Below are 21,025 nucleotides of genomic sequence, written 5' to 3'. Positions count from 1 at the left end.
AACTGTCCGCGTCGGTATCCGACGCGGACAAGCGAGTAACCGATGGGGGCACCGCCCGTATCTTGAGAACTACACAGTGGACGCGAGCATCTTTGTAGCAAGACAAGCTACTAAGGGCACATGGTGGATGCCTTGGCACCAAGAGCCGATGAAGGACGTAGGAGCCTGCGATAAGCCCCGGGAAGTTGGCAACCGAGCTGTGATCCGGGGATTTCCGAATGGGGAAACCCAGCTGGAGTCATGTCCAGTTACCTCTGCCTGAACACATAGGGCAGTTGGAGGGAACGTGGGGAAGTGAAACATCTCAGTACCCACAGGAAGAGAAAACAAAAGTGATTCCGAGAGTAGTGGCGAGCGAAATCGGAACAGGCCAAACTCGAGCAGTGTGATAGCCGGCAGGCGTTGCTGTTCGAGGGTTGTGGGGCCGCTTGGTTGGTTCTGCCGAACCAGCACAGAGTAAGAAACCATCGATGAAGTGGAAGCGGACTGGAAAGTCCCGGCGTAGAGGGTGATACCCCCGTATACGTAAGTCGATGGCTCTGAAGCGTCACCCCAAGTAACACGGAACCCCTGAAATTCCGTGTGAATCTGGCGGGACCACCCGTTAAGCCTAAATACTCCTTGGTGACCGATAGCGGACAAGTACCGTGAGGGAAAGGTGAAAAGTACCCCTGGCGGGGAGTGAAATAGTACCTGAAACCATGTGCCTACAAACCGTTGGAGCGGGTCTTCGGACCTGTGACAGCGTGCCTTTTGAAGAATGAGCCTGCGAGTTTGCGTTGTGTCGCAAGGTTAACCCGTGTGGGGAAGCCGTAGCGAAAGCGAGTCCGAATAGGGCGACTGAGTGGCACGATCAAGACCCGAAGCGAAGTGATCTATCCATGGGCAGGTTGAAGCGCGGGTAAGACCGCGTGGAGGACCGAACCCACTTAGGTTGAAAACTGAGGGGATGACCTGTGGATAGGGGTGAAAGGCCAATCAAACTTCGTGATAGCTGGTTCTCCCCGAAATGCATTTAGGTGCAGCGTCGCGTGTTTCTTACCGGAGGTAGAGCACTGGATAGTCTAGGGGGCCTACAAGCTTACCGAAATTAGCCAAACTCCGAATGCCGGTAAGTGAGAGCGCGGCAGTGAGACTGCGGGGGATAAGCTCCGTAGTCGAAAGGGAAACAGCCCAGACCATCAGCTAAGGCCCCTAAGCGATAACTAAGTGGAAAAGGATGTGGAGTCGCACAGACAACCAGGAGGTTGGCTTAGAAGCAGCCACCCTTGAAAGAGTGCGTAATAGCTCACTGGTCAAGTGATTCTGCGCCGACAATGTAGCGGGGCTCAAGTTATCCGCCGAAGCTATGGCATTCATGCTCAAGACAGGCCCGGCTTGCCGGGTCCAGTTGCATGGATGGGTAGGGGAGCGTCGTGTGGCGAGTGAAGCAGCGGTGTGAACCAGTTGTGGACGCCACACGAGTGAGAATGCAGGCATGAGTAGCGAATGAAGAGTGAGAAACTCTTCCGCCGAATGATCAAGGGTTCCAGGGTCAAGCTAATCTGCCCTGGGTAAGTCGGGACCTAAGGCGAGGCCGACAGGCGTAGTCGATGGACAACGGGTTGATATTCCCGTACCGGCAAAATAGCGCCCATGACGAACCCGGTGATGCTAAGTGCCCAAAACCTGGTGGATCCCCTTCGGGGGACGATCCAGGCAGAGCGCACGACCCGAACCGGCAGTAGTCAAGCGATGGGGTGACACAGGAAGGTAGCTCAACCGCGGCGATGGTTGTCCGCGGGTAAGGGTGTAGGGCGAGAGATAGGCAAATCCGTCTCTCACGTGCCTGAGACCCGACGCCGAGCCCGTATGGGCGAAGTGAGTGATCCTATGCTGTCGAGAAAAACCTCTAGCGAGCTATGCGCCGCCCGTACCCCAAACCGACTCAGGTGATCAGGTAGAGAATACCAAGGCGATCGAGTGAACCATGGTTAAGGAACTCGGCAAAATGCCCCCGTAACTTCGGGAGAAGGGGGGCCGGATTCGTGAGCAGGCTTGCCCTGCGAAGCGATGATGGCCGCAGAGACCAGGCCCAAGCGACTGTTTACTAAAAACACAGGTCCGTGCGAAGTCGTAAGACGATGTATACGGACTGACTCCTGCCCGGTGCTGGAAGGTTAAGGGGACCTGTTAGATCTTCGGATCGAAGCGGAGAACTTAAGCCCCAGTAAACGGCGGTGGTAACTATAACCATCCTAAGGTAGCGAAATTCCTTGTCGGGTAAGTTCCGACCTGCACGAATGGAGTAACGACTTGGGCGCTGTCTCAACCGTGGACTCGGCGAAATTGCAGTACGAGTAAAGATGCTCGTTACGCGCGGCAGGACGGAAAGACCCCGGGACCTTTACTATAGTTTGGTATTGGTGTTTGGTTCGGCTTGTGTAGGATAGGTGGGAGACTTTGAAGCTCGGACGCCAGTTCGGGTGGAGTCAACGTTGAAATACCACTCTGGTCGTACTAGATATCTAACCTAGGTCCATTATCTGGATCAGGGACAGTGCCTGATGGGTAGTTTAACTGGGGCGGTTGCCTCCTAAAATGTAACGGAGGCGCTCAAAGGTTCCCTCAGCCTGGTTGGCAATCAGGTTTCGAGTGTAAGTGCACAAGGGAGCTTGACTGTGAGAGTGACAACTCGAGCAGGGACGAAAGTCGGAACTAGTGATCCGGCGCTGGCATGTGGAAGCGGCGTCGCTCAACGGATAAAAGGTACCCCGGGGATAACAGGCTGATCTTCCCCAAGAGTCCATATCGACGGGATGGTTTGGCACCTCGATGTCGGCTCGTCGCATCCTGGGGCTGGAGTAGGTCCCAAGGGTTGGGCTGTTCGCCCATTAAAGCGGCACGCGAGCTGGGTTTAGAACGTCGTGAGACAGTTCGGTCCCTATCCGCCGCGCGCGCAGGAAACTTGAGAAAAGCTGTCCCTAGTACGAGAGGACCGGGATGGACGAACCTCTGGTGTGCCAGTTGTTCTGCCAAGAGCACGGCTGGTTAGCTACGTTCGGAAGTGATAACCGCTGAAAGCATCTAAGCGGGAAGCACGTTTCAAGATGAGGTTTCCCACCGGGTTAACCGGGTAAGGCCCCCAGTAGACGACTGGGTTGATAGGCCGGAGGTGTACAGCAGTAATGCCTAGCCGACCGGTACTAATAGGCCGAGGGCTTGTCCCTCAAAGATGTTGCGCGTCCACTGTGTGGTTCCCGAGTTACGGTCGGGAACCTAGACTTCGCTCTCGCGAGAGAGCGGCTAGGCTGATTCATAACTCCATAGAGTTTCGGCGGCCATAGCGAAGGGGAAATACCCGGCTCCATTCCGAACCCGGAAGTCAAGCCCTTCAGCGCCGATGGTACTGCGACCGGGAGGTCGTGGGAGAGTAGGACGTCGCCGGACATACTTTCAGTAAGGGCCGCCCCTTTGGGGCGGCCCTTACGCTTTTCCAGACCACTTTTCAACGCATCTCTTTGCACCAGGAGGATCCCGTGGCGGACGAACGTCAGCCCAGGAAGGCACGTCCGAGCAGTGGCGGACCGCGTGGCGAGAACGGTCGGGGTCGGCCCGCGGCGGGCAAGCCGGCCGCCGGCCGTGGCGCCGGGCGCCCCGCTGGCGGCAAGCCGAGCAGTGGCAAGCCGACTGGTGGCAAGCCGACGAGCGCCGGACGGGGCCGGGACGACGCGCGTGGTGCCGCGAAGGGGCGCCCGGAACGCGGTGCAGCGCCCCGTGGGGGCGAGCGGCCGTACTCCCGCGACCGGCGTGACGACCGGCGCAGCGACGCGGACCGCACCTCCGACCAGCAGCGGTACGACGGCCCGGAGATCGCGGAGTGGATCACCGGCAAGGAGCTCGACCGCTCGGTGCTCGCACAGCTGAAGTCGCTGCCCGAGAAGCTCGGCCAGCGGGTCGCCCGACACCTCGTCGCCGCGGGTGAGCTGCTCGAGTCCGACCCGAAGACCGCCTACCAGCACACCCTGGCGGCGCGTGCCCGAGCATCACGGCTCGCCGTCGTGCGTGAGGCGGTCGGGGAGGCGGCGTACGCGGCCGGGGAGTACTCCGAGGCGCTGGCCGAGCTGCGCGCCGCGAAGCGGATGAACGGCGCCCAGGACTACATCGCGATCATGGCCGACTGCGAGCGGGCGCTGGGGCGACCGGACCGCGCGCTCACGCTGCTGCGCAACGCGTCGCGGGAGAACTTCGCTCCTCCTCTGCTGGCGGAGACGGTGATCGTCGAGGCCGGCGCCCGACGTGACCGCGGGGAGCTCGACGCCGCGCTGCGGACCCTCGAGAACGCACGCCTCACATCCCAGTCACGTGCACCGTGGGTCGCGCGCCTGCGCTACGCCTATGCGGACACGCTGCTGGCGGCAGGGAGGCCCCAGGAGGCGCTGGAGTGGTTCCACCGCACCGAGGCCGTCGATGCGGAGGAGATCACCGACGCAGCCGCCCGCGCGGCGGAGGTCGAGCGGACGCTCGGGGGCTGACCGACCGCTTCGCGTCCACAGTTCCGCCCCGTGTGCTGATCCGCACAGGCCCGCGGATCGCGCTGGAGCGCTCGGGCGAGACCGGGAAGTCTGCGTCACGGAGGTGATCTGCGTGGAGCAGGCAGAAGGAGACGGTCCGCTGAACGAAGTGGTGCTGCGGGGCCGGATCAGTGGAGAGCCACAGGTGCGCGACCTGCCGAGCGGGTCGACCCTCGTCTCGTTCCGGGTCGTCGTGGCCCGGGAGAGGACGCCGATGACAGCCGCGTCGAAGGCCACCTCGGACTGGGTGGAGTGCTCGGCGTGGGGTGCTCGGGTCCGGAAGCAGGCAGGCCGCTGGCACGACGGCGACCAGGTGGAGGTCCGCGGCGCGCTGCGCCGGCGGTACTACCGGGGCGGCGAGCAGTCCCGCACCAGCGTCGAGGTCGAGGTGCTCGGTGGACGCCTGGTGCAGCGTGCCGCCACGCGTGAGCGAGAATCACTGCGTGCCGTCAGCAGCTGACCGACCCCTCCAGCAGGCCTACGACCTGGCCGCGCTGGATCTCGACGGCGTCGTGTACGTCGACGACCACGCCGTGCCGGGCGCGGTGGAGGCGCTCGAGGACGCGCGCCAGGCGGGCATGCACCTGGCGTTCATCACCAACAACGCCTCGCGGACGCCGGCAGTGGTCGCCAAGCAGCTGCGCACGCTCGGCATCCCGGTCGAGGAGTCCGACGTGGTCACGAGTGCCCAGGCGGCTGCCGGCCTGCTCGCCGGACGGGTGCCGGAGGGAAGTGCGGTGTTCGTGATCGGTGGTGACGGCCTGCACGCGGCGCTGCAGGAGCGCGGACTGGAGCCGGTCACCCGGATCGACGAGGAGCCGGTGGCGGTCATCCAGGGCTACGGCCCCGAGATGCCCTGGCGACAGGTGATCGACGGCGCGATCCTGGTCAGGCAGGGGCTGCCCTGGGTGGTCAGCAACATGGACCTCACCGTGCCGACGCGCCACGGTCCGGGGCCCGGCAACGGCACCCTGGTCAACCTGGTCTCGACGTACGCGGGGCGGAGCCCCGAGGTCGCCGGCAAGCCCGAGCGGCCACTCTTCGAGGAGACGCTGGCACGAGTCGGTGGAGAGCGTCCGCTCGTGATCGGCGACCGGATCGACACCGACATCGACGGCGCCCACAACGTCGGCTGGGACAGCCTGCTCGTGATGACGGGGGTGACGACGGCCGACGAGCTCGCCGTGCTACCCCCTGCCGCACGCCCGACGTACCTCGGTGCCGATCTGGGCTGCCTGGCGCTTCCGGTCATCGCCGCCACGACGGACGGCGGCCGCTCCGTCGTCGGTGGCTGGGCCGCCGAGGTCCACGCCGGCCGGCTGGACGTCACCGGCGACGGCGATCGGCACGACTGGTGGCGGGCGGCTGCCGCTGCGCTGTGGTCCCACCTCGACACGACGGGAACGCCGGCCGACCCCGGCGACGCGCTGCCGCCCCGGTAGCGTGGCGCCCATGACCGAGCAGCACGATGAGGACGTGTCCGTGGAGCCCGAAGCGGTCGAGCCGTCGGCACCCGTGGCAACGGGCCACCCGGCGGTCGACGAGGTGCTGCGCTCGCTGGACGACCTCGACGGCCGGCCGGTCGACGAGCACGTCGCGGCGTTCGAGCAGGCCCACGACCGGCTCCGCCGGGCGCTGTCGGACGCCGCGGACGACGAGGCCGCGCAGCCCGAGGACTGAGCCGTGCCGGTGAGGCGCCTGCGGCTCGACGCCGAGCTGGTCCGCCGGGGGATGGCACGCTCCCGCGAGCACGGAGCGGAGCTGATCTCCGCAGGGCGCGTGACCGTCAACGGCCAGCCGGCGGTGAAGGCCGCGACCGCGGTGACCGTTGACGCGGACCTCGTGGTCCACGCGGATCCCGATCGGCCCGACTACGTCAGCCGCGGGGGCCACAAGCTGGCCGGCGCGCTCGCCGTGTTCGAGCCGCGTGGCCTGGTGGTGGCCGGACGGCGCTGCCTGGACGCAGGAGCTTCGACCGGGGGGTTCACCGACGTGCTGCTGCGTGCGGGGGCAGCCGAGGTCGTCGCCGTCGACGTCGGCTACGGCCAGCTCGCCTGGTCGTTGAGGTCCGACGACCGAGTCGTCGTCCACGATCGGACGAACATCCGCGAGCTGACCACAGAGCTGGTCGGGGGACCGGTCGACCTGGTCGTCGGTGACCTCTCGTTCATCTCGCTCCGGCTGGTCCTCGACGCGCTCGTCGCCGTCACGAAGCCCGACGGGGATCTCGCGCTGATGGTCAAGCCGCAGTTCGAGGTCGGCAAGGAACGCCTCGGGAAGGGCGGGGTCGTGCGCGAGCCGGACCATCGCCTCGACGCCGTCGTCGGGGTCGCGCGAGCCGCTGGCGACCGTGGATGGGGTGCCGTGGGCGTCGCGACCAGCCCGCTGCCCGGTCCGGCCGGCAACGTGGAGTACTTCCTGTGGCTGCGCCGCGGGGCGCCGACCCTGTCGGAGTCCGACATCGCCGACGAGGTGCGCCGCTCCGGATCCCTGGGGGCGCCTGATGAGAGGCTGTGACCCGTGACCGACGACCGCACACCGGAACCTGACGGCGTACGCAGGATCCTCCTGCTCGCGCACACCGGGCGCGAGGGTGCGATCGCGGTGGCCCGGCAGGTCATCGGGGCTCTGCGTGCCCACGGGGTCGTCGTCCGGGTGCTTCCCGAGGAGGCCGCCGACCTCCAGGTGGGGGAGAGCGAGGGCGTCGAGCTCGTCGCCGAGGACGGTGCGGTCGCCGGCTGCGAGCTGGTGGTCGTGCTCGGCGGGGACGGCACGATCCTGCGCGCCGCCGAGCTCACCCACGGCACCTCGACGCCGCTGATCGGCGTCAACCTGGGTCATGTCGGCTTCCTGGCCGAGGCGGAGAGCGACGACATCGAGTCGACCATCGACGCGATCGTCGGCAGGCGCTACACCAGCGAGGACCGGCTCACCATCGACGTCTCGGTCTACCAGGGCAAGGAGCTGGTCGCCTCGACCTGGGCGCTGAACGAGGCCAGCGTCGAGAAGGCCGCGCGACAGCGGATGCTCGAGGTCGTGGTCGAGGTCGACGGGCGCCCGCTCAGCCGATGGGGCTGCGACGGCGTGGTCTGTGCGACCCCGACCGGGTCCACGGCGTACAACTTCTCCGCAGGCGGGCCCGTCGTGTGGCCGGGGGTGGACGCCCTGCTGATGGTGCCGATCAGTGCCCATGCGCTCTTCGCACGGCCGATGGTCGTCGCCCCGGACTCCGTGCTCGCCGTCGAGGTGCTCGCCCGGACCGAAGGGGCCGGCGTGCTCTGGTGCGACGGCCGGCGCACGGTCGATCTCCCGCCCGGCGCTCGCATCGAGGTACGCCGTGGCCTGCATCCGGTGCACCTCGTCCGGCTGCACCAGGCGCCGTTCACCGACCGGCTGGTCGCGAAGTTCGGCCTGCCGGTCGAGGGCTGGCGCGGGTCCTCCGAGCGCCGTCGCAACAATGCTCTGGGCGCTCCCTCACACAAGGCGGACGCCCCATGATCGAAGAGCTCAGGATCAGCTCGCTCGGGGTGATCGAGGAGTCCGTTCTCGAGCTCGGCCCGGGGCTCAACGTGGTCACCGGGGAGACCGGTGCGGGCAAGACCATGCTGGTCACCGCGCTCGGCCTGCTCCTCGGCGCCAGGTCGGACGCCGGTGCCGTGCGCAGCGGCGCGAAGGGTGCCCGCGTCGAGGGCATCGTCACCGTCGACGAGGCGGTCGCGGCCCAGGCTGACGAGTTCGGCGGCGAGGTCGAGGACGGCACCCTCGTGCTCGCCCGGCAGCTGTCTGCCGAGGGCCGCTCGAGGGCCTTCCTCGGCGGGGCGTCGGTGCCGGTGTCGGCGCTCCAGTCGCTCGCAGACCTCCTGGTGGCTGTGCACGGCCAGTCCGACCAGCACCGCCTGCTCCGGGCAGAGGCCCAGCGCGATGCCGTCGACGGCCACGCCGGCGAGGCCGCTGCCTCGCTCAAGCGTGACTACGCGAGCGCGCACGCGCTCCTCAAGCAGGTCGAGGCCGAACTGGCCGACGTGGTCGGAGCCGCGCGTGAGCGTGCCCGCGAAGCCGACGTGCTGCGGCTCGGCCTGGCCGAGATCGAGGCGGTCGAGCCGCAACCCGGCGAGGACACAGCGCTCGCGCACGAGGAGGCGCGCCTGGGCTTCGCCGACACCCTGCGCGCGGCCGCTGAGCTCGCCCGCCAGGCCCTCTCCTCCGATGCGGACGTCCCCGACGCCCTCGGCACGGTGGGAGCGGCTCGGCGGGCTCTGGAGTCGGTCCGCGAGCACGACGCCGAGGCGGGCCGGCTCGCTGACCGGATCGCCGAGATCAGCTACCTGCTCTCCGACCTGGCCGCCGACGTCGCGTCGTACGCCTCGGGCCTGGAGACCGACCCGGCGCGACTCGCGGTCGTCTCCGAGCGGCGCGCCGCGCTGACCGCCCTCACGCGCAAGTACGGCGAGACGGTGGACGAGGTGCTCGCCTGGGCCGAGTCATCGGCCGCCCGGCTGCTGGACCTCGAAGACTCCGAGGGCCGCGCCACGCAGCTCCGCGAGCAGCGACTCCAGCTGCGAGCCGACCTCTCGGGGCTCGCTGCCCGTCTCTCCAAGGCCCGCCACGAGGCCGCCGGCGAGCTCGCGGAGGCGGTCACCGGCGAGCTCCGTGCGCTGGCGATGCCGCACGCCCGCATCGAGGTCCGGATCACGCGCACGCCCGACCCCGACGGGCTCGAGATCGACGGGGAGACCTGGCGGTTCACCGGCTCGGGCGTCGACCAGATCGAGATCCTGCTCGCCGCGAACACCGGCTCGGAGCCGAGGCCGCTCCACAGGGGCGCCTCAGGCGGAGAGCTGTCCCGGGTGATGCTCGCCATCGAGGTGGTCCTCGCCGGCACGAGCCCCGTGCCCACGTTCGTCTTCGACGAGGTCGACGCCGGCGTGGGCGGCAAGGCCGCCGTCGAGATCGGCCGCCGCCTGGCCGCGCTGGCCCGATCCGCCCAGGTGCTCGTGGTCACCCACCTGCCGCAGGTCGCGGCCTTCGCCGACCGGCACGTCGTGGTCGCGAAGTCCAGCGACGGCTCCGTGACGACCTCGGGCCTCGAGGTGCTCGACGACGAGGGCAGGGTGCGCGAGCTCTCGCGGATGCTGGCCGGTCTGGAGGAGTCCGAGACCGCCATGGCACATGCACAGGAGCTCCTCGACGTGGCCCAGCAGGCGCGCGCCGAGGGCAGCTGAGCTCCGGGCCCACCGCACGGGGCAACGCCGACGCGGCGGCCCCTCCACGGGAACCCGCCGGACACGTGCAACGATGCCGGGGTCATGTGCTTCTTCCTCCACGCTGCCCCGAATTCCCCTCTCGGACCCGGTCGGGAGGTCGTGCGATGAGGCTCCCGAACCGCTCCGCCCCGGGTCCCGTGGCCGGGGCCGTGACGGTCCGTGCCCACCGTGACTTCCGGATGCTGGTGGACCGGGTCCAGGCCGGCGACCTCGTGGTCATCGACCGGCGCGACCTGGACGCCGCCTCGGCGAAGGCCCTGGCCGAGAGAAGGCCGGCAGCGGTGCTCAACGCGGCGGAGTTCGTCTCCGGTCGCTTCGCCAACCTGGGCCCCGCGGTGCTCGACGAGGACGGAGTCGTGCTGCTCGAAGCCGACCCGGCGGCGGTTCGCCGCCTGAAGGACGGCTCCGTGCTCCGCCTCGACGGCAGCCGGCTCTACGACGGCGACGAGGTCGTCGTCGACGGGCGCAAGCTGACCACCGAGGAGATCCGTGAACGGATGGACAGGGCGCGAGCCGGCCTGGCCAGCCAGCTCGACACCTTCGCGCACACGGCGAGCGAGTTCCTGCGACGCGAGGAAGGCGTGCTGTTGCACGGCACCGGTCTTCCCGTGCTCCGGACCAGGCTGGTCGGGCGTCCCGTGGTCGTCGTGGGGCCGCAGGCGACCGCGCGCGAGGTCCGGCGCCTCGCCGGCTTCGTTCGTGAGCAGCGTCCCGTGCTGGTCGGGGTCGACGGCGGGGCCGAGCACCTGACTCGAGGGCGCCGACGGATCGACGTTCTCGTCCTGGGACGCGACGCCGCGCCGAGCGAGAAGGTGCTACGGCGGGCCCGGGAGATCGTCCTCCACGGAGCGGGCGACGGCGTCCGGCGTCAGGTCGCGAAGCTCAACGTCCCGACGTACGACGTGGCGACGTCCGCCTCCAGCACCGACGTCGGCCTGCTGCTCGCCCACAACGGCGGCGCCCGCCTGGTGGTGCCGGTCGGCGACCCGGCCACGCTCGAGGAGCTGATCGACCGGGAGCGCAGCGACCAGGCGAGCACGGTCCTGACCCGGATGCGGCTCGGGACGACCGCGGTCGACGCGGCCGCCCTGCGACTGCTCTACACGGGACGCGTGCGGATCTGGCACCTGCTGCTCGTGCTCCTCGCGGCGGTCGCCGTGCTCGCCGTCACCGTGGCGGCGACCCCCGTCGGCCAGGACTGGTGGCACGACCTGAGCGGCCGGCTGCCTGACTGGCTGGGCGGGCGCGGGGGGAGTGGCGCATGAAGCCCTGGTTGATCCGCGCCGCCGTCGCGGTCCTCACCGTCGCCCTCGGCATCGGCATCGGTGCCGGGCCGCTCCAGCACAGCAACAAGGAGCGCGACAAGCAGCTGGCCGCGCAGAAGGCCAAGGTCGTCCGGGAGCAGCGCACTGTCGAGAGCCTGCGGGCGTCGGCAGCGTTCGCCGACGCGTTCGCCACTGCCACAGGACCCACGCTCACCCGCGGTGCCCTGGCGGGCCGTTCGATCGCGCTGGTCACGCTGCCCGGAGCCGATCCGAAGGTGGTCGACCGGCTCAAGGCAGAGGTTGCGGCGGCGCAGGGCCAGATCACCGCCGAGGTCGCCCTGGCAGCCGCGATGGGCCGGTCGTCCAGTCGCCAGCTGGTCGAGGCGCTGACCAGCCAGATGCTCACCCAGGCCGGCGGCCTGGAGGTCCCGGCGGACGCTGGCGGCTATGGCCGCTTCGGCGCCCTGCTCGCACGAGCGGTCGGCACGGGACCCACGGGCCAGCCGGCCCAGGCGGCGTACGACGCGACGGCCGCGGGCATCGTCTCGGGCCTGCAGAGCGCGGACCTGGTGAACCTGCCGCAGCCCGAGTCCGCACGCGCTGGACTCGCGCTGGTCGTCGCCGGTCCGGCCGCCCGCACAGACGCGGCGGGCGCCCAGAACGCGGTGCCGGTGACCATCCTGCGCGCCTTCGGCTCGCAGCTGCCGACGGTCGTGGTCGGATCCACCGCCTCCGCAGGAAGCCGGGGCCTGCTCGGTGCGCTCCGGGCGTCCGACACCCGTCGCGTGGTGTCGACGGTCGACAGCGTCGAGACGGCCATGGGCCAGGTCGCCGGTGTGCTGGCCCTCGCCGCCCGCGCCCAGGGCACGATCGGCCAGTACGGCGCCGTCGGCGCGGCCGACGGACCGATCCCCGGGGCCAAGCACTGACGCTGCGGTCCGCGGCTGGTGCGTCGTGCGACGGCAGCCCGGTCTTCTTGATAGGGTTGAACCCCGTGGAGATGTCCTGACCGATGCCCAGAAATTGGGCGCTCGTCAGCCGGATCCGCAACAACTGCGAACCACACCCACGGGAGCTCCCTTGGTAACAAGCCAGCCGACCAAGCATGTCTTCGTCACCGGCGGAGTGGCCTCCTCGCTCGGCAAGGGGCTGACGGCCTCCAGCCTCGGGAGCCTGCTGAAGTCGCGCGGCCTGCGGGTCACCATGCAGAAGCTCGACCCCTACCTGAACGTCGACCCCGGGACCATGAACCCGTTCCAGCACGGCGAGGTGTTCGTCACCAACGACGGCGCCGAGACCGACCTGGACATCGGCCACTACGAGCGCTTCCTGGACACCGACCTCAGCCAGATCGCCAACGTGACCACCGGGCAGGTGTACTCGACGGTCATCGCGAAGGAGCGCCGCGGCGACTACCTCGGCGACACGGTGCAGGTGATCCCGCACATCACCAACGAGATCAAGGACCGGATCCGCGCGATGGGAGGACCCGGCGTCGACGTGGTCATCACCGAGGTCGGTGGGACCGTAGGCGACATAGAGTCGCTGCCCTTCCTCGAAGCGGCGCGGCAGGTGCGCCACGACGTCGGTCGCGACAACTGCTTCTTCCTGCACGTCTCACTGGTGCCGTGGATCGGTCCCTCGGGCGAGCTCAAGACCAAGCCGACCCAGCACTCGGTCGCTGCCCTGCGCTCGATCGGCATCCAGCCCGACGCGATCGTGTGCCGCGCCGACCGCGAGATCCCGGCCTCGGTCAAGCGGAAGATCTCGCTGATGTGCGACGTCGACGAGGACGCCGTGGTCACCGCTGCGGACGCGCCGTCGATCTACGACATTCCCAAGGTGCTGCACCGCGAAGGGCTCGACGCCTACCTCGTACGCCGGCTCAACCTGCCCTTCCACGACGTCGACTGGACCGCCTGGGACGACCTGCTCCAGCGGGTGCACCACCCCGACGAGGAGCTCACCATCGGGCTCGTCGGGAAGTACATCGACCTCCCCGACGCCTACCTGTCGGTCGTCGAGGCGCTCCGGGCCGGCGGCTTCGCGCACCGCGCGCGGGTCAACGTCGAGTGGATCGCCTCCGACGACTGCCAGACGCCCGAGGGCGCCGCGAAGCACCTCGCCGACGTCGACGCCGTGTGCGTCCCCGGCGGGTTCGGGATCCGCGGGATCGAGGGCAAGCTCGGGGCGCTCACCTATGCCCGCACCCACGGCATCCCGACCCTCGGCCTGTGCCTGGGGCTGCAGTGCATGGTGATCGAGTACGCCCGGTCGATCGCCGGCCTCGAGAAGGCCGCCTCGACCGAGTTCGACCCCGACTGTCCCGAGCCGGTGATCGCCACGATGGCCGAGCAGCACGCCTACGTCGACGGCGCCGGCGACCTCGGCGGCACCATGCGGCTGGGCATGTATCCAGCGCTGCTGAAGGAGGGGTCCGTCGTCCGGGCCGCGTACGCCACCGACAGGGTCGAGGAGCGGCACCGCCACCGCTACGAGGTCAACAACGGCTACCGGGAGCAGCTCGAGTCCGCCGGGCTGGTCTTCTCCGGGACGTCGCCGGACAACAACCTCGTCGAGTACGTCGAGCTCCCCGCCGACGTGCACCCGTACTACGTCTCGACCCAGGCACACCCCGAGCTCCGCTCCCGGCCGACCCGGCCGCACCCGCTGTTCGCGGGCCTGGTCGGGGCGGCTCTCGCGCGCCAGCGCGAGCTGCGCATCCCGATCGACGAGACCGGGCTGCGGCGGGTCTCGGTCGACGATGAGTGACCCCTCCGAAGCGGGGTCGAGCGGCGAGCGTGCGGTCGGTCGGGACCAGCTGCTGGCGGACGAGCCGCTGAGCTGGCCGGTCGTCGACTCGTCGTACCTCCACCGCGACGACTGGGTCGTGGCGTTCCGGTCCGACACGATCCATCGACCGCTGCACCCCGAGGACACGTTCCGCAGGCTGGTCGTCGAGGATCCCGGTGCGGTCGTGGTGCTGGCGCTCGACGATGACGACCGGGTCGTCGTGATCCACCAGTACCGCCATCCGGTGCAGATGCGCCTGGTCGAGCTGCCGGCCGGAAAGCTGGACGTCGCCGGCGAGGACCCGGTCGTCGCCGCGCAACGAGAGCTGCGCGAGGAGGTCGGGCTGCAGGCCCGCGAGTGGACCCACCTGATGACGACCTATGCGTCTCCCGGGATCACCTCCGAGACGCACGCGCTCTTCCTCGCGCGCGGGCTCGAGGAGGTCGACCGCGGGTTCGACCCGCACCACGAGGAGGCCGAGATGGCCGTCTCGCGCGTCCCGCTGGGGGAGCTCGTCGACGCCGTGCTCGACGGCAGCGTGGCCGACGCGCCGCTGGCGACCGCCGTGCTCGCCCACGAGGCCCTGAAGGCACGCGGCCGCCTCTGAGATCCCCGAGCGGGCAGAAACGCTGGCCTGGGCTGCCCCGAGCGGGCAGAAACGCTGGGCTGGGCTGCCCCGAGCGGGCAGAAACGCTGGCATGAACGGCCCTGAGCGGGCAGAGATGCTGCGTCGAGTCGGACGAGCAGGCATCGTTTGTGCCCGTTCGGCGTACTCGGCCGCGGCGTTTGTGCCCGCTCGGCGTACGTGGGCGCGGCGTTTGTGCCCGCTCGGCGTACGTGGGCGCAGCCTTTGTGCCCGCTCGGCGTGCGGGGGTGCTCCGGGAATAGACTCGCGGCACCGGCGCAACGGCGCGCCGACGACGTGTGGAGGGCCAGTGAGGGTCGGCGTACCGAAGGAAGTCAAGAACCACGAGTACCGGGTGGCGATCACCCCCGTCGGCGTGCACGAGCTCGTCCAGCACGGGCACGAGGTGTTCGTCGAGCGGGGTGCGGGCATCGGCTCGTCGATCCCGGACCACGAGTACGAAGGCGCCGGGGCCAAGCTGCTGGACTCCGCCGACGAGGTGTGGGGCAGCGCCGAGACCGTGCTGAAGGTCAAGGAGCCGGTGGCCGAGGAGTACCACCGGCTGCGCGAGGGCCTGGTGCTGTTCACCTACCTCCACCTCGCCGCTGACCGGCCGCTGACCGAGGAGCTGGTCAACCGCAAGGTCACCGCGATCGCCTACGAGACCGTCCAGCTGCCTTCGGGCGGACTGCCGCTGCTCTACCCGATGTCTGAGGTCGCCGGCTGCCTGGCACCGCAGGTCGGCGCCCACTCGCTGCTCAAGGCCCAGGGTGGCCGGGGCGTGCTGATGGGCGGGGTCGGCGGGGTGGCGAACGCCAAGGTCGTCATCATCGGCGCCGGCGTCTCGGGGCAGAACGCCGCGAACATCGCGCTCGGCATGGGTGCCGACGTGACGTTGCTCGACACCGACCTGGACAAGCTGCGGATGTCGTTCTGGCGCTACAACAACCGGGTCCACGGGCTGGCGTCGTCGAAGCTGGCGATCCGGCAGCAGGTGCTCGAGGCGGACATGGTGATCGGAGCGGTGCTCATCCCCGGTGCGAAGGCGCCCAAGCTGGTGACCAACGACCTGGTCGCGGAGATGAAGCCCGGCTCGGTCCTCGTCGACATCGCGGTCGACCAGGGTGGCTGCTTCGAGGACACCCATCCGACCACGCACGCCGAGCCGACGTACCAGGTGCACAACTCGACCTTCTACTGCGTGGCCAACATGCCGGGTGCGGTCCCGAACACCTCCACCTACGCCCTCACCAACGCCACGCTGCCCTACACGGTCAAGCTCGCCGACAGGGGCTGGCAGCAGGCGTGCCGTGACGACCACTCGCTGGCCCTCGGGCTCAACACCCACGCGGGTGCGCTCACCAACGCCCCGGTGGCCGAGGCACACCAGCTGCCGGCGACCTCGCTCGACGACGTCCTGAGCGCAGGAGCGCCGTCCTGACCCAGGCCACCTCCGGTCCGAGCGCCCTGGTCAGGGCGATCCGGACCTACCTCGACCACCTCGGGGTGGAGCGCGGCCTCGCGGAGAACACCCTGAAGTCCTACCGCCGCGACCTGCGCCGGTACGCCGAGTACCTCGACACGCTCGCGATCGGCGACCTGGACTCGATCTCCGAGGCGACCGTCCTGGGTTTCCTGGCGGCGCTGCGGGAGGGCGACCAGGACCACCCGCCGCTCAGCGCCGCATCGGCCGGCCGCACGGTGGTCGCGGTGCGGGGCTTCCACAAGTTCGCCGTGAAGGACGGGCTGGCCCGGCTCGACCCGTCGGTCGGCGTCCGGCCCCCGACCCCGGCGAAGCGCCTGCCCAAGGCACTGCCGCTGGCCGACGTCGAGGCGATCCTGGAGGCCGCCGGGGCCGCCGGCACCGTGCTCGCGCTCCGCGACCGCGCCCTGCTGGAGCTGCTCTACGGCACGGGGGCCAGGATCTCCGAGGCGGTCGGCCTCGACGTCGACGACGTGGACCTCGGCGAGCCGGACGGCGCCGGCGGTGGCTCCGTGCTCCTGCGCGGAAAGGGCAGCAAGGAGCGCGTCGTCCCGCTGGGGCGGTACGCCGCCGAGGCCATCGCGGCGTACCTGGTCCGGGCCAGGTCAGCCCTCGTCTCGGCGGGCTCCACCACTGCGGGCGCGGCCACCGGGCCGAGGGGAGCGCTGTTCCTCAATGCGCGCGGTGGACGACTCTCGAGGCAGAGTGCCTGGACGGTGATCGTCCGGTCGGCCGAGCGTGCCGGCGTCACGGCGGAGGTCTCGCCGCACACGATGCGGCACTCGTTCGCGACGCACCTGCTCGAGGGTGGCGCCGACGTGCGGGTCGTCCAGGAGCTGCTCGGCCACGCGTCTGTGACGACCACGCAGGTGTACACGCTGGTCACCGTCGACACCCTCCGCGAGGTGTACGCCGCCTCGCATCCGCGTGCCCTCGCCTGAGCCCTGCGGAGGCCCCGCGAACGCACAGGGTTATGCACAGGCGGTGCACCGCCTGTGCATCTGAGCGCGGGGCGGTGCACACGGTTTCCCCAGATTTCACCGGCGATCCACCGAAGTCCCGGATCGGCTTGTGACGCCCACCGTGCGTGCATAGAGTCGCGCCCACTGCACGACATGACGGCAAGTCGACAAAGAGATCGAGCGGTTCCGGGCAGGCGCCCGCCGACCGATCACATCGACCCCGCGGGACACAGCAGACCCACCCAGAAGAACCACCAGCAGATCACACAGGGGAGCAGGCCGATGAGCGGTCCCGAGTCATACGGTGCAGGTGGGTCCGGCGCGTCCGAGATGCCCCCGCTCGTCGTCAATCCGGCGGCGACGATCGCGGGCGACGCGACCGTGATCACCCACCCCGCCTCCCGGAATTCGGTCCCTGCGCAGGTCACACTGGGAGAGATCCGGACCGAAGCCGAGGAGGACGTGACCGTGAGCATCGCCGAGGAGTCCGAGGTCGCCCTCGGGCCGACCGGACGGCCGATGCCCGACCTGCCCGAGCCCACCCCGCTCACCACGCACGGCCATGCGCGGGTGATCTCCCTGTGCAACCAGAAGGGCGGCGTGGGCAAGACCACGACCACCATCAACCTGGGTGCGTCTCTGGCCGAGTACGGCCGCAAGGTGCTGCTGGTCGACTTCGACCCCCAGGGTTCGCTGTCGGTCGGCCTGGGCCTGAACCCGCACCAGATGGAGCTGAGCATCTACAACCTGCTCATGCAGCGAGACGTCGCGCTCGACGACGTCGTGGTGCCCACCGGGGTCGCCGGCATGGACCTGCTCCCGTCGAACATCGACCTGTCGGCAGCCGAGGTCCAGCTCGTGCACGAGGTCGCCCGCGAGCAGACCCTGGCCCGGGTGCTGGCGCCGGCGATCGAGAAGTACGACGTGATCCTGATCGACTGCCAGCCCTCGCTCGGGCTGCTCACCGTCAACGCCCTGACCGCCTCCGACAGCGTGATCGTGCCGCTGGAGTGCGAGTACTTCGCGCTGCGCGGAGTCGCCCTGCTCAAGATCACCATCGACAAGGTGCGCGAGCGGCTCAACCCCAAGCTGAAGATCGACGGCGTCCTGGGCACCATGTTCGACGGCCGCACCCTGCACGGTCGCGAGGTGATGGAGCGCCTGGTCGAGGCCTGGGGAGACACGGTCTTCCACACCGTCATCCGGCGCACGGTGAAGTTCTCCGACTCCACGGTCGCGGGCGAGCCGATCACCAGCTACGCCACGGCGTCCGCGGGCGCGGACTCCTACCGTCAGCTGGCCAAGGAGGTGCTGGCGCGTTGGCGCGACGAGTGAGCCTGCCGACCGCCGACGACCTGTTCCGCAAGACGGCGGACGCCGGCACCGAGGACGCCGAGACCCAGGAGCCGTCCGAGCCCGCCAGGCGTCGCCCGGTGGCAGCGGTCCCGGAGCCGCCCGAGGCCGAGGGCCGGGCACGACGGTCCAGTGGTCGGGTGCGCCACGACGAGAAGATGACCGTCTACGTCACCGCCGACGAGCTGGTCGACATCGAGCACGCCCGGCTGACGCTGCGCCGTGACCACGGACTGGCGGTCGACCGCGGCCGGCTGGTCCGCGAGGCGCTCTCGATCGTGCTCGCCGAGCTCGAGGAGCACGGCGACGACAGCGAGCTCGTCCGCCGGCTGATCAGATGACCGCATGAGCGCGACCGTGACCAGCGAGCTCGCCCCCGAGGAAGGCACCACCGGCAGCTTCGCCGTACGCCTGGACAACTTCGAGGGCCCCTTCGACCTGCTGCTGAGCCTCATCGGCAAGCACAAGATGGACGTCACCGAGGTGGCGCTGTCCCAGGTGACCGACGAGTTCATCGCCCACATCAAGGCGGGCGGTGACGTCTGGGACCTCGACCAGACCACCTCCTTCCTGCTGGTGGCCTCGACGTTGCTCGACCTCAAGGCCGCCCGGCTGCTGCCGGCCGGTGACGTCGAGGACGAGGACGACCTCGCGCTGCTCGAGGCGCGCGACCTGCTGTTCGCCCGGCTGCTCCAGTACAAGGCGTTCAAGCAGGTCGCGACCGTGCTCGAACGCCGCCTGGCCGTCGAGGCCCTGCGCTTCCCGCGAGCGGTTGGGCTCGACGACCGGTTCGCGAACCTGCTGCCCGACGTGCTGATCGGGCTGGGCCTCGACGAGTTCGCGGCCCTGGCGGCCCGGGCGCTGGAGCCCCGGCCCGAGCCGCAGCTCTCGCTGGCGCACATCCATGCGCCGGCCGTGAGCGTGCGCGAGCAGGCGCACGTCGTGGTCGAACGGCTCCGGGTCCAGGGGACGCTGACCTTCCGCAAGCTCGCCGGTGACGCGCCCGACCTGATGACGAAGGTCGCCCGGTTCCTGGCCCTGCTCGAGCTGTTCCGGGAAGGCGTCGTGGCGTTCGACCAGGTCAGCCCGCTCGGCGAGCTCACCGTCCGGTGGACGGGCGCCGACGACGAGGACATCGAGATCACCGACGAGTTCGACGGCAGCCCGGAGCCGGTCCAGGCACCGCAGAGCAGCCCGGACGAACCACCAGGGAGCAACCAGGCATGACCGAGATCGACATCGACGAGACCGACCTCGACAACGCGGCGCTCGACGCCCCCACGTCACCGGTCGAGGAGGAGACCCTCGCGGTCCCGCTCGCCGACCTCCGCCCGGCGCTCGAGGCGGTGCTGATGGTGGCCGACCAGCCGCTGGACGAGTACAGCCTCGCGACCGCCGTGGGCTACCCGCTCGGCGAGGTCGCCGAGGCACTCGCTGCCCTGGCCGCCGAGTACGACGAGCAGGGGCGAGGTTTCGAGCTGCGCAACGTCGCCGGCGGCTGGCGCTACTACACCCGCGAGGAGTTCGCCCCGGTCGTCGAGCGGTTCGTGCTCGAGGGCCAGCAGGCGAGGCTCACCCAGGCGGCGCTCGAGACGCTGGCCGTGGTGGCCTACAAGCAGCCGGTGAGCCGCAGCCGCGTCTCCGCGATCCGCGGCGTCAACGTCGACGGTGTCATGCGCACGCTGCTGACCCGCGGACTGGTCGAGGAGGCCGGGACGGACGCCGAGACGGGCGCCCACCTCTACCGCACGACGAGCTACTTCCTCGAGCGGATCGGGGTGACCTCGCTCGACCAGCTGCCCGAGCTCGCGCCGTTCGTGCCCGACATGGACGACTCCGACCTCGAGGAGGCAGTCGCCGGCATGTCCTCGCCCGAGCACGTCGACCTCCCCGACGACGGCTCGACGCAGGCGGGCGCTAACGTCGAGCCCGATGGAGACTGACCCCGAGACACGTGCCGACATCGGGCCGGACGGGCTGATCCGCCTGCAGAAGCTGCTCGCGCAGTCCGGCGTGGCGAGCCGCCGCAAGTGCGAGGAGCTCATGCTCGCCGGCGAGGTCGAGGTGGACGGCGAGGTGGTCACCCGACTCGGGACCAAGGTCGACCCGACGACCGCGGTGATCCGCGTCTCGGGCAAGCGGCTGCCGCCGATCAGCGCACACGTGTACCTCGTCCTCAACAAGCCGAGGGGCGTGGTCTCGACGATGTCCGACCCGGAGGGCCGCCGGACCCTGTCGGACTTCGTCGCCGACCGCCCGGAGCGGCTGTTCCACGTCGGCCGGCTGGACACCGACACCGAAGGGCTGATCCTGCTGACCAACGACGGCGACTTCGCGCAGCGTCTCGCGCACCCGTCGTACGAGGTGGAGAAGACCTACGTCGCCGAGGTCGCCGGCCGGGTCGACAAGGCCACCGTCCGCGAGCTGCTGGCCGGCGTGACGCTCGAGGACGGCCCGGTGGAGGTACGCCGGGCGCGAGTGATCTCGGCCACCGCCGACCGCGGGATCGTCGAGCTGGTCATCCACGAGGGCCGCAACCGGATCGTCCGCCGGCTGCTGGACCACCTCGGCCATCCGGTGCAGCGGCTGACGCGCACCGCTGTCGGACCGGTGCGCATCGGCACGCTCAAGGCGGGCGCGCTGCGGGAGCTCACGAGCGACGAGGTGGGGTCGCTCCTCGACACCGCCGGCCTGTGATCGGGGCCGGGCGCCGTCGCGTAGGGTCGC

Annotated in this window: 18 protein-coding genes and 2 rRNA genes; all 20 read left to right on the top strand. The window is 69.5% G+C overall.

Annotated features, from left to right (window positions below; translation table 11 throughout):
• Positions 1–100: 100 nt before the first annotated feature.
• Positions 101–3,209: ribosomal RNA gene (locus ACVW00_RS10420) — 23S ribosomal RNA — on the top strand.
• A gap of 103 nt (positions 3,210–3,312) precedes the next feature.
• Positions 3,313–3,429 (top strand): 5S ribosomal RNA (gene rrf, locus ACVW00_RS10415).
• 89 nt (positions 3,430–3,518) lie between these two features.
• Positions 3,519–4,514, top strand: a complete 996-nt coding sequence (locus ACVW00_RS10410) for a tetratricopeptide repeat protein (RefSeq protein WP_457110827.1) — start codon at positions 3,519–3,521, stop codon at positions 4,512–4,514.
• Between the two features lie 112 nt (positions 4,515–4,626).
• Positions 4,627–5,013 carry a single-stranded DNA-binding protein gene (locus tag ACVW00_RS10405; RefSeq protein ID WP_457110826.1) on the top strand — a complete coding sequence of 129 codons (387 nt, stop codon included), beginning with the start codon at positions 4,627–4,629 and terminating at the stop codon, positions 5,011–5,013.
• Positions 4,997–5,995 carry an HAD-IIA family hydrolase gene (locus ACVW00_RS10400; RefSeq protein ID WP_457110825.1) on the top strand — a complete coding sequence of 333 codons (999 nt, stop codon included), beginning with the start codon at positions 4,997–4,999 and terminating at the stop codon, positions 5,993–5,995. Before ACVW00_RS10405 ends, ACVW00_RS10400 begins: the two co-directional genes overlap by 17 nt.
• Before the next feature lie 10 nt (positions 5,996–6,005).
• Complete coding sequence (locus ACVW00_RS10395) at positions 6,006–6,233, top strand: hypothetical protein (protein ID WP_457110824.1); 228 nt, start codon at positions 6,006–6,008, stop codon at positions 6,231–6,233.
• Positions 6,234–6,236: 3 nt separating this feature from the next.
• A complete protein-coding gene (locus ACVW00_RS10390; protein ID WP_457110823.1) occupies positions 6,237–7,070 on the top strand; it encodes a TlyA family RNA methyltransferase in 834 nt (277 codons plus the stop codon).
• A 3-nt stretch (positions 7,071–7,073) separates the two neighbouring features.
• Positions 7,074–8,051 (top strand): NAD kinase, encoded by a 978-nt coding sequence (locus tag ACVW00_RS10385; protein WP_457110822.1) that lies wholly within the window; start codon positions 7,074–7,076, stop codon positions 8,049–8,051.
• Positions 8,048–9,775, top strand: coding sequence for a DNA repair protein RecN (recN, locus tag ACVW00_RS10380; protein ID WP_457110821.1), 1,728 nt, complete (start codon positions 8,048–8,050; stop codon positions 9,773–9,775). Before ACVW00_RS10385 ends, recN begins: the two co-directional genes overlap by 4 nt.
• Before the next feature lie 146 nt (positions 9,776–9,921).
• Positions 9,922–11,082 (top strand): putative cytokinetic ring protein SteA, encoded by a 1,161-nt coding sequence (gene steA / locus ACVW00_RS10375; RefSeq protein WP_457110820.1) that lies wholly within the window; start codon positions 9,922–9,924, stop codon positions 11,080–11,082.
• The gene (locus ACVW00_RS10370; protein WP_457110819.1) at positions 11,079–12,011 is read left to right on the top strand and encodes a copper transporter; all 933 of its coding nucleotides are present in this window, start codon (positions 11,079–11,081) and stop codon (positions 12,009–12,011) included. Before steA ends, ACVW00_RS10370 begins: the two co-directional genes overlap by 4 nt.
• A gap of 151 nt (positions 12,012–12,162) precedes the next feature.
• Positions 12,163–13,854 (top strand): CTP synthase, encoded by a 1,692-nt coding sequence (locus ACVW00_RS10365; RefSeq protein WP_457110818.1) that lies wholly within the window; start codon positions 12,163–12,165, stop codon positions 13,852–13,854.
• Entirely contained in the window at positions 13,847–14,482 is a 636-nt protein-coding gene (locus ACVW00_RS10360) for an NUDIX domain-containing protein (protein WP_457110817.1), read from the top strand. Before ACVW00_RS10365 ends, ACVW00_RS10360 begins: the two co-directional genes overlap by 8 nt.
• Positions 14,483–14,810: 328 nt before the next feature.
• A complete protein-coding gene (gene ald, locus ACVW00_RS10355; protein WP_457110816.1) occupies positions 14,811–15,941 on the top strand; it encodes an alanine dehydrogenase in 1,131 nt (376 codons plus the stop codon).
• 38 nt (positions 15,942–15,979) lie between these two features.
• The gene (locus tag ACVW00_RS10350) at positions 15,980–16,924 is read left to right on the top strand and encodes a site-specific tyrosine recombinase XerD (protein WP_457113100.1); all 945 of its coding nucleotides are present in this window, start codon (positions 15,980–15,982) and stop codon (positions 16,922–16,924) included.
• Between the two features lie 540 nt (positions 16,925–17,464).
• The gene (locus tag ACVW00_RS10345; RefSeq protein ID WP_457113099.1) at positions 17,465–18,280 is read left to right on the top strand and encodes a ParA family protein; all 816 of its coding nucleotides are present in this window, start codon (positions 17,465–17,467) and stop codon (positions 18,278–18,280) included.
• Positions 18,277–18,639, top strand: coding sequence for a hypothetical protein (locus ACVW00_RS10340; protein ID WP_457110815.1), 363 nt, complete (start codon positions 18,277–18,279; stop codon positions 18,637–18,639). The genes ACVW00_RS10345 and ACVW00_RS10340 overlap by 4 nt, the downstream gene beginning before the upstream one ends.
• 4 nt (positions 18,640–18,643) lie before the next feature.
• Positions 18,644–19,525: a segregation and condensation protein A gene (locus ACVW00_RS10335; RefSeq protein ID WP_457110814.1), complete on the top strand. Its 882-nt coding sequence runs from the start codon at positions 18,644–18,646 to the stop codon at positions 19,523–19,525.
• On the top strand, positions 19,522–20,241 hold the full coding sequence (gene scpB, locus ACVW00_RS10330) for an SMC-Scp complex subunit ScpB (protein WP_457110813.1): 720 nt from the start codon (positions 19,522–19,524) through the stop codon (positions 20,239–20,241). Before ACVW00_RS10335 ends, scpB begins: the two co-directional genes overlap by 4 nt.
• A complete protein-coding gene (locus ACVW00_RS10325) occupies positions 20,231–20,995 on the top strand; it encodes a pseudouridine synthase (RefSeq protein WP_457110812.1) in 765 nt (254 codons plus the stop codon). The genes scpB and ACVW00_RS10325 overlap by 11 nt, the downstream gene beginning before the upstream one ends.
• The last annotated feature ends 30 nt before the right edge of the window (positions 20,996–21,025 follow it).

This window comes from Marmoricola sp. URHA0025 HA25 (genome assembly GCF_054059435.1).
The sequence above is the reverse complement of the archived record's forward strand: the minus strand, read 5'-3'. Positions and strand labels throughout refer to the sequence as shown.

Coding starts and splice junctions, on each gene's coding strand:
- ACVW00_RS10395 (WP_457110824.1), top strand. CDS start 6,006: ATGACCGAGCAGCACGATGAGGACGTGTCCGTGGAGCCCGAAGCGGTC.
- recN (WP_457110821.1), top strand. CDS start 8,048: ATGATCGAAGAGCTCAGGATCAGCTCGCTCGGGGTGATCGAGGAGTCC.
- steA (WP_457110820.1), top strand. CDS start 9,922: ATGAGGCTCCCGAACCGCTCCGCCCCGGGTCCCGTGGCCGGGGCCGTG.
- ACVW00_RS10370 (WP_457110819.1), top strand. CDS start 11,079: ATGAAGCCCTGGTTGATCCGCGCCGCCGTCGCGGTCCTCACCGTCGCC.
- ACVW00_RS10360 (WP_457110817.1), top strand. CDS start 13,847: ATGAGTGACCCCTCCGAAGCGGGGTCGAGCGGCGAGCGTGCGGTCGGT.
- ACVW00_RS10345 (WP_457113099.1), top strand. CDS start 17,465: ATGCCCGACCTGCCCGAGCCCACCCCGCTCACCACGCACGGCCATGCG.
- ACVW00_RS10335 (WP_457110814.1), top strand. CDS start 18,644: ATGAGCGCGACCGTGACCAGCGAGCTCGCCCCCGAGGAAGGCACCACC.
- scpB (WP_457110813.1), top strand. CDS start 19,522: ATGACCGAGATCGACATCGACGAGACCGACCTCGACAACGCGGCGCTC.
- ACVW00_RS10325 (WP_457110812.1), top strand. CDS start 20,231: ATGGAGACTGACCCCGAGACACGTGCCGACATCGGGCCGGACGGGCTG.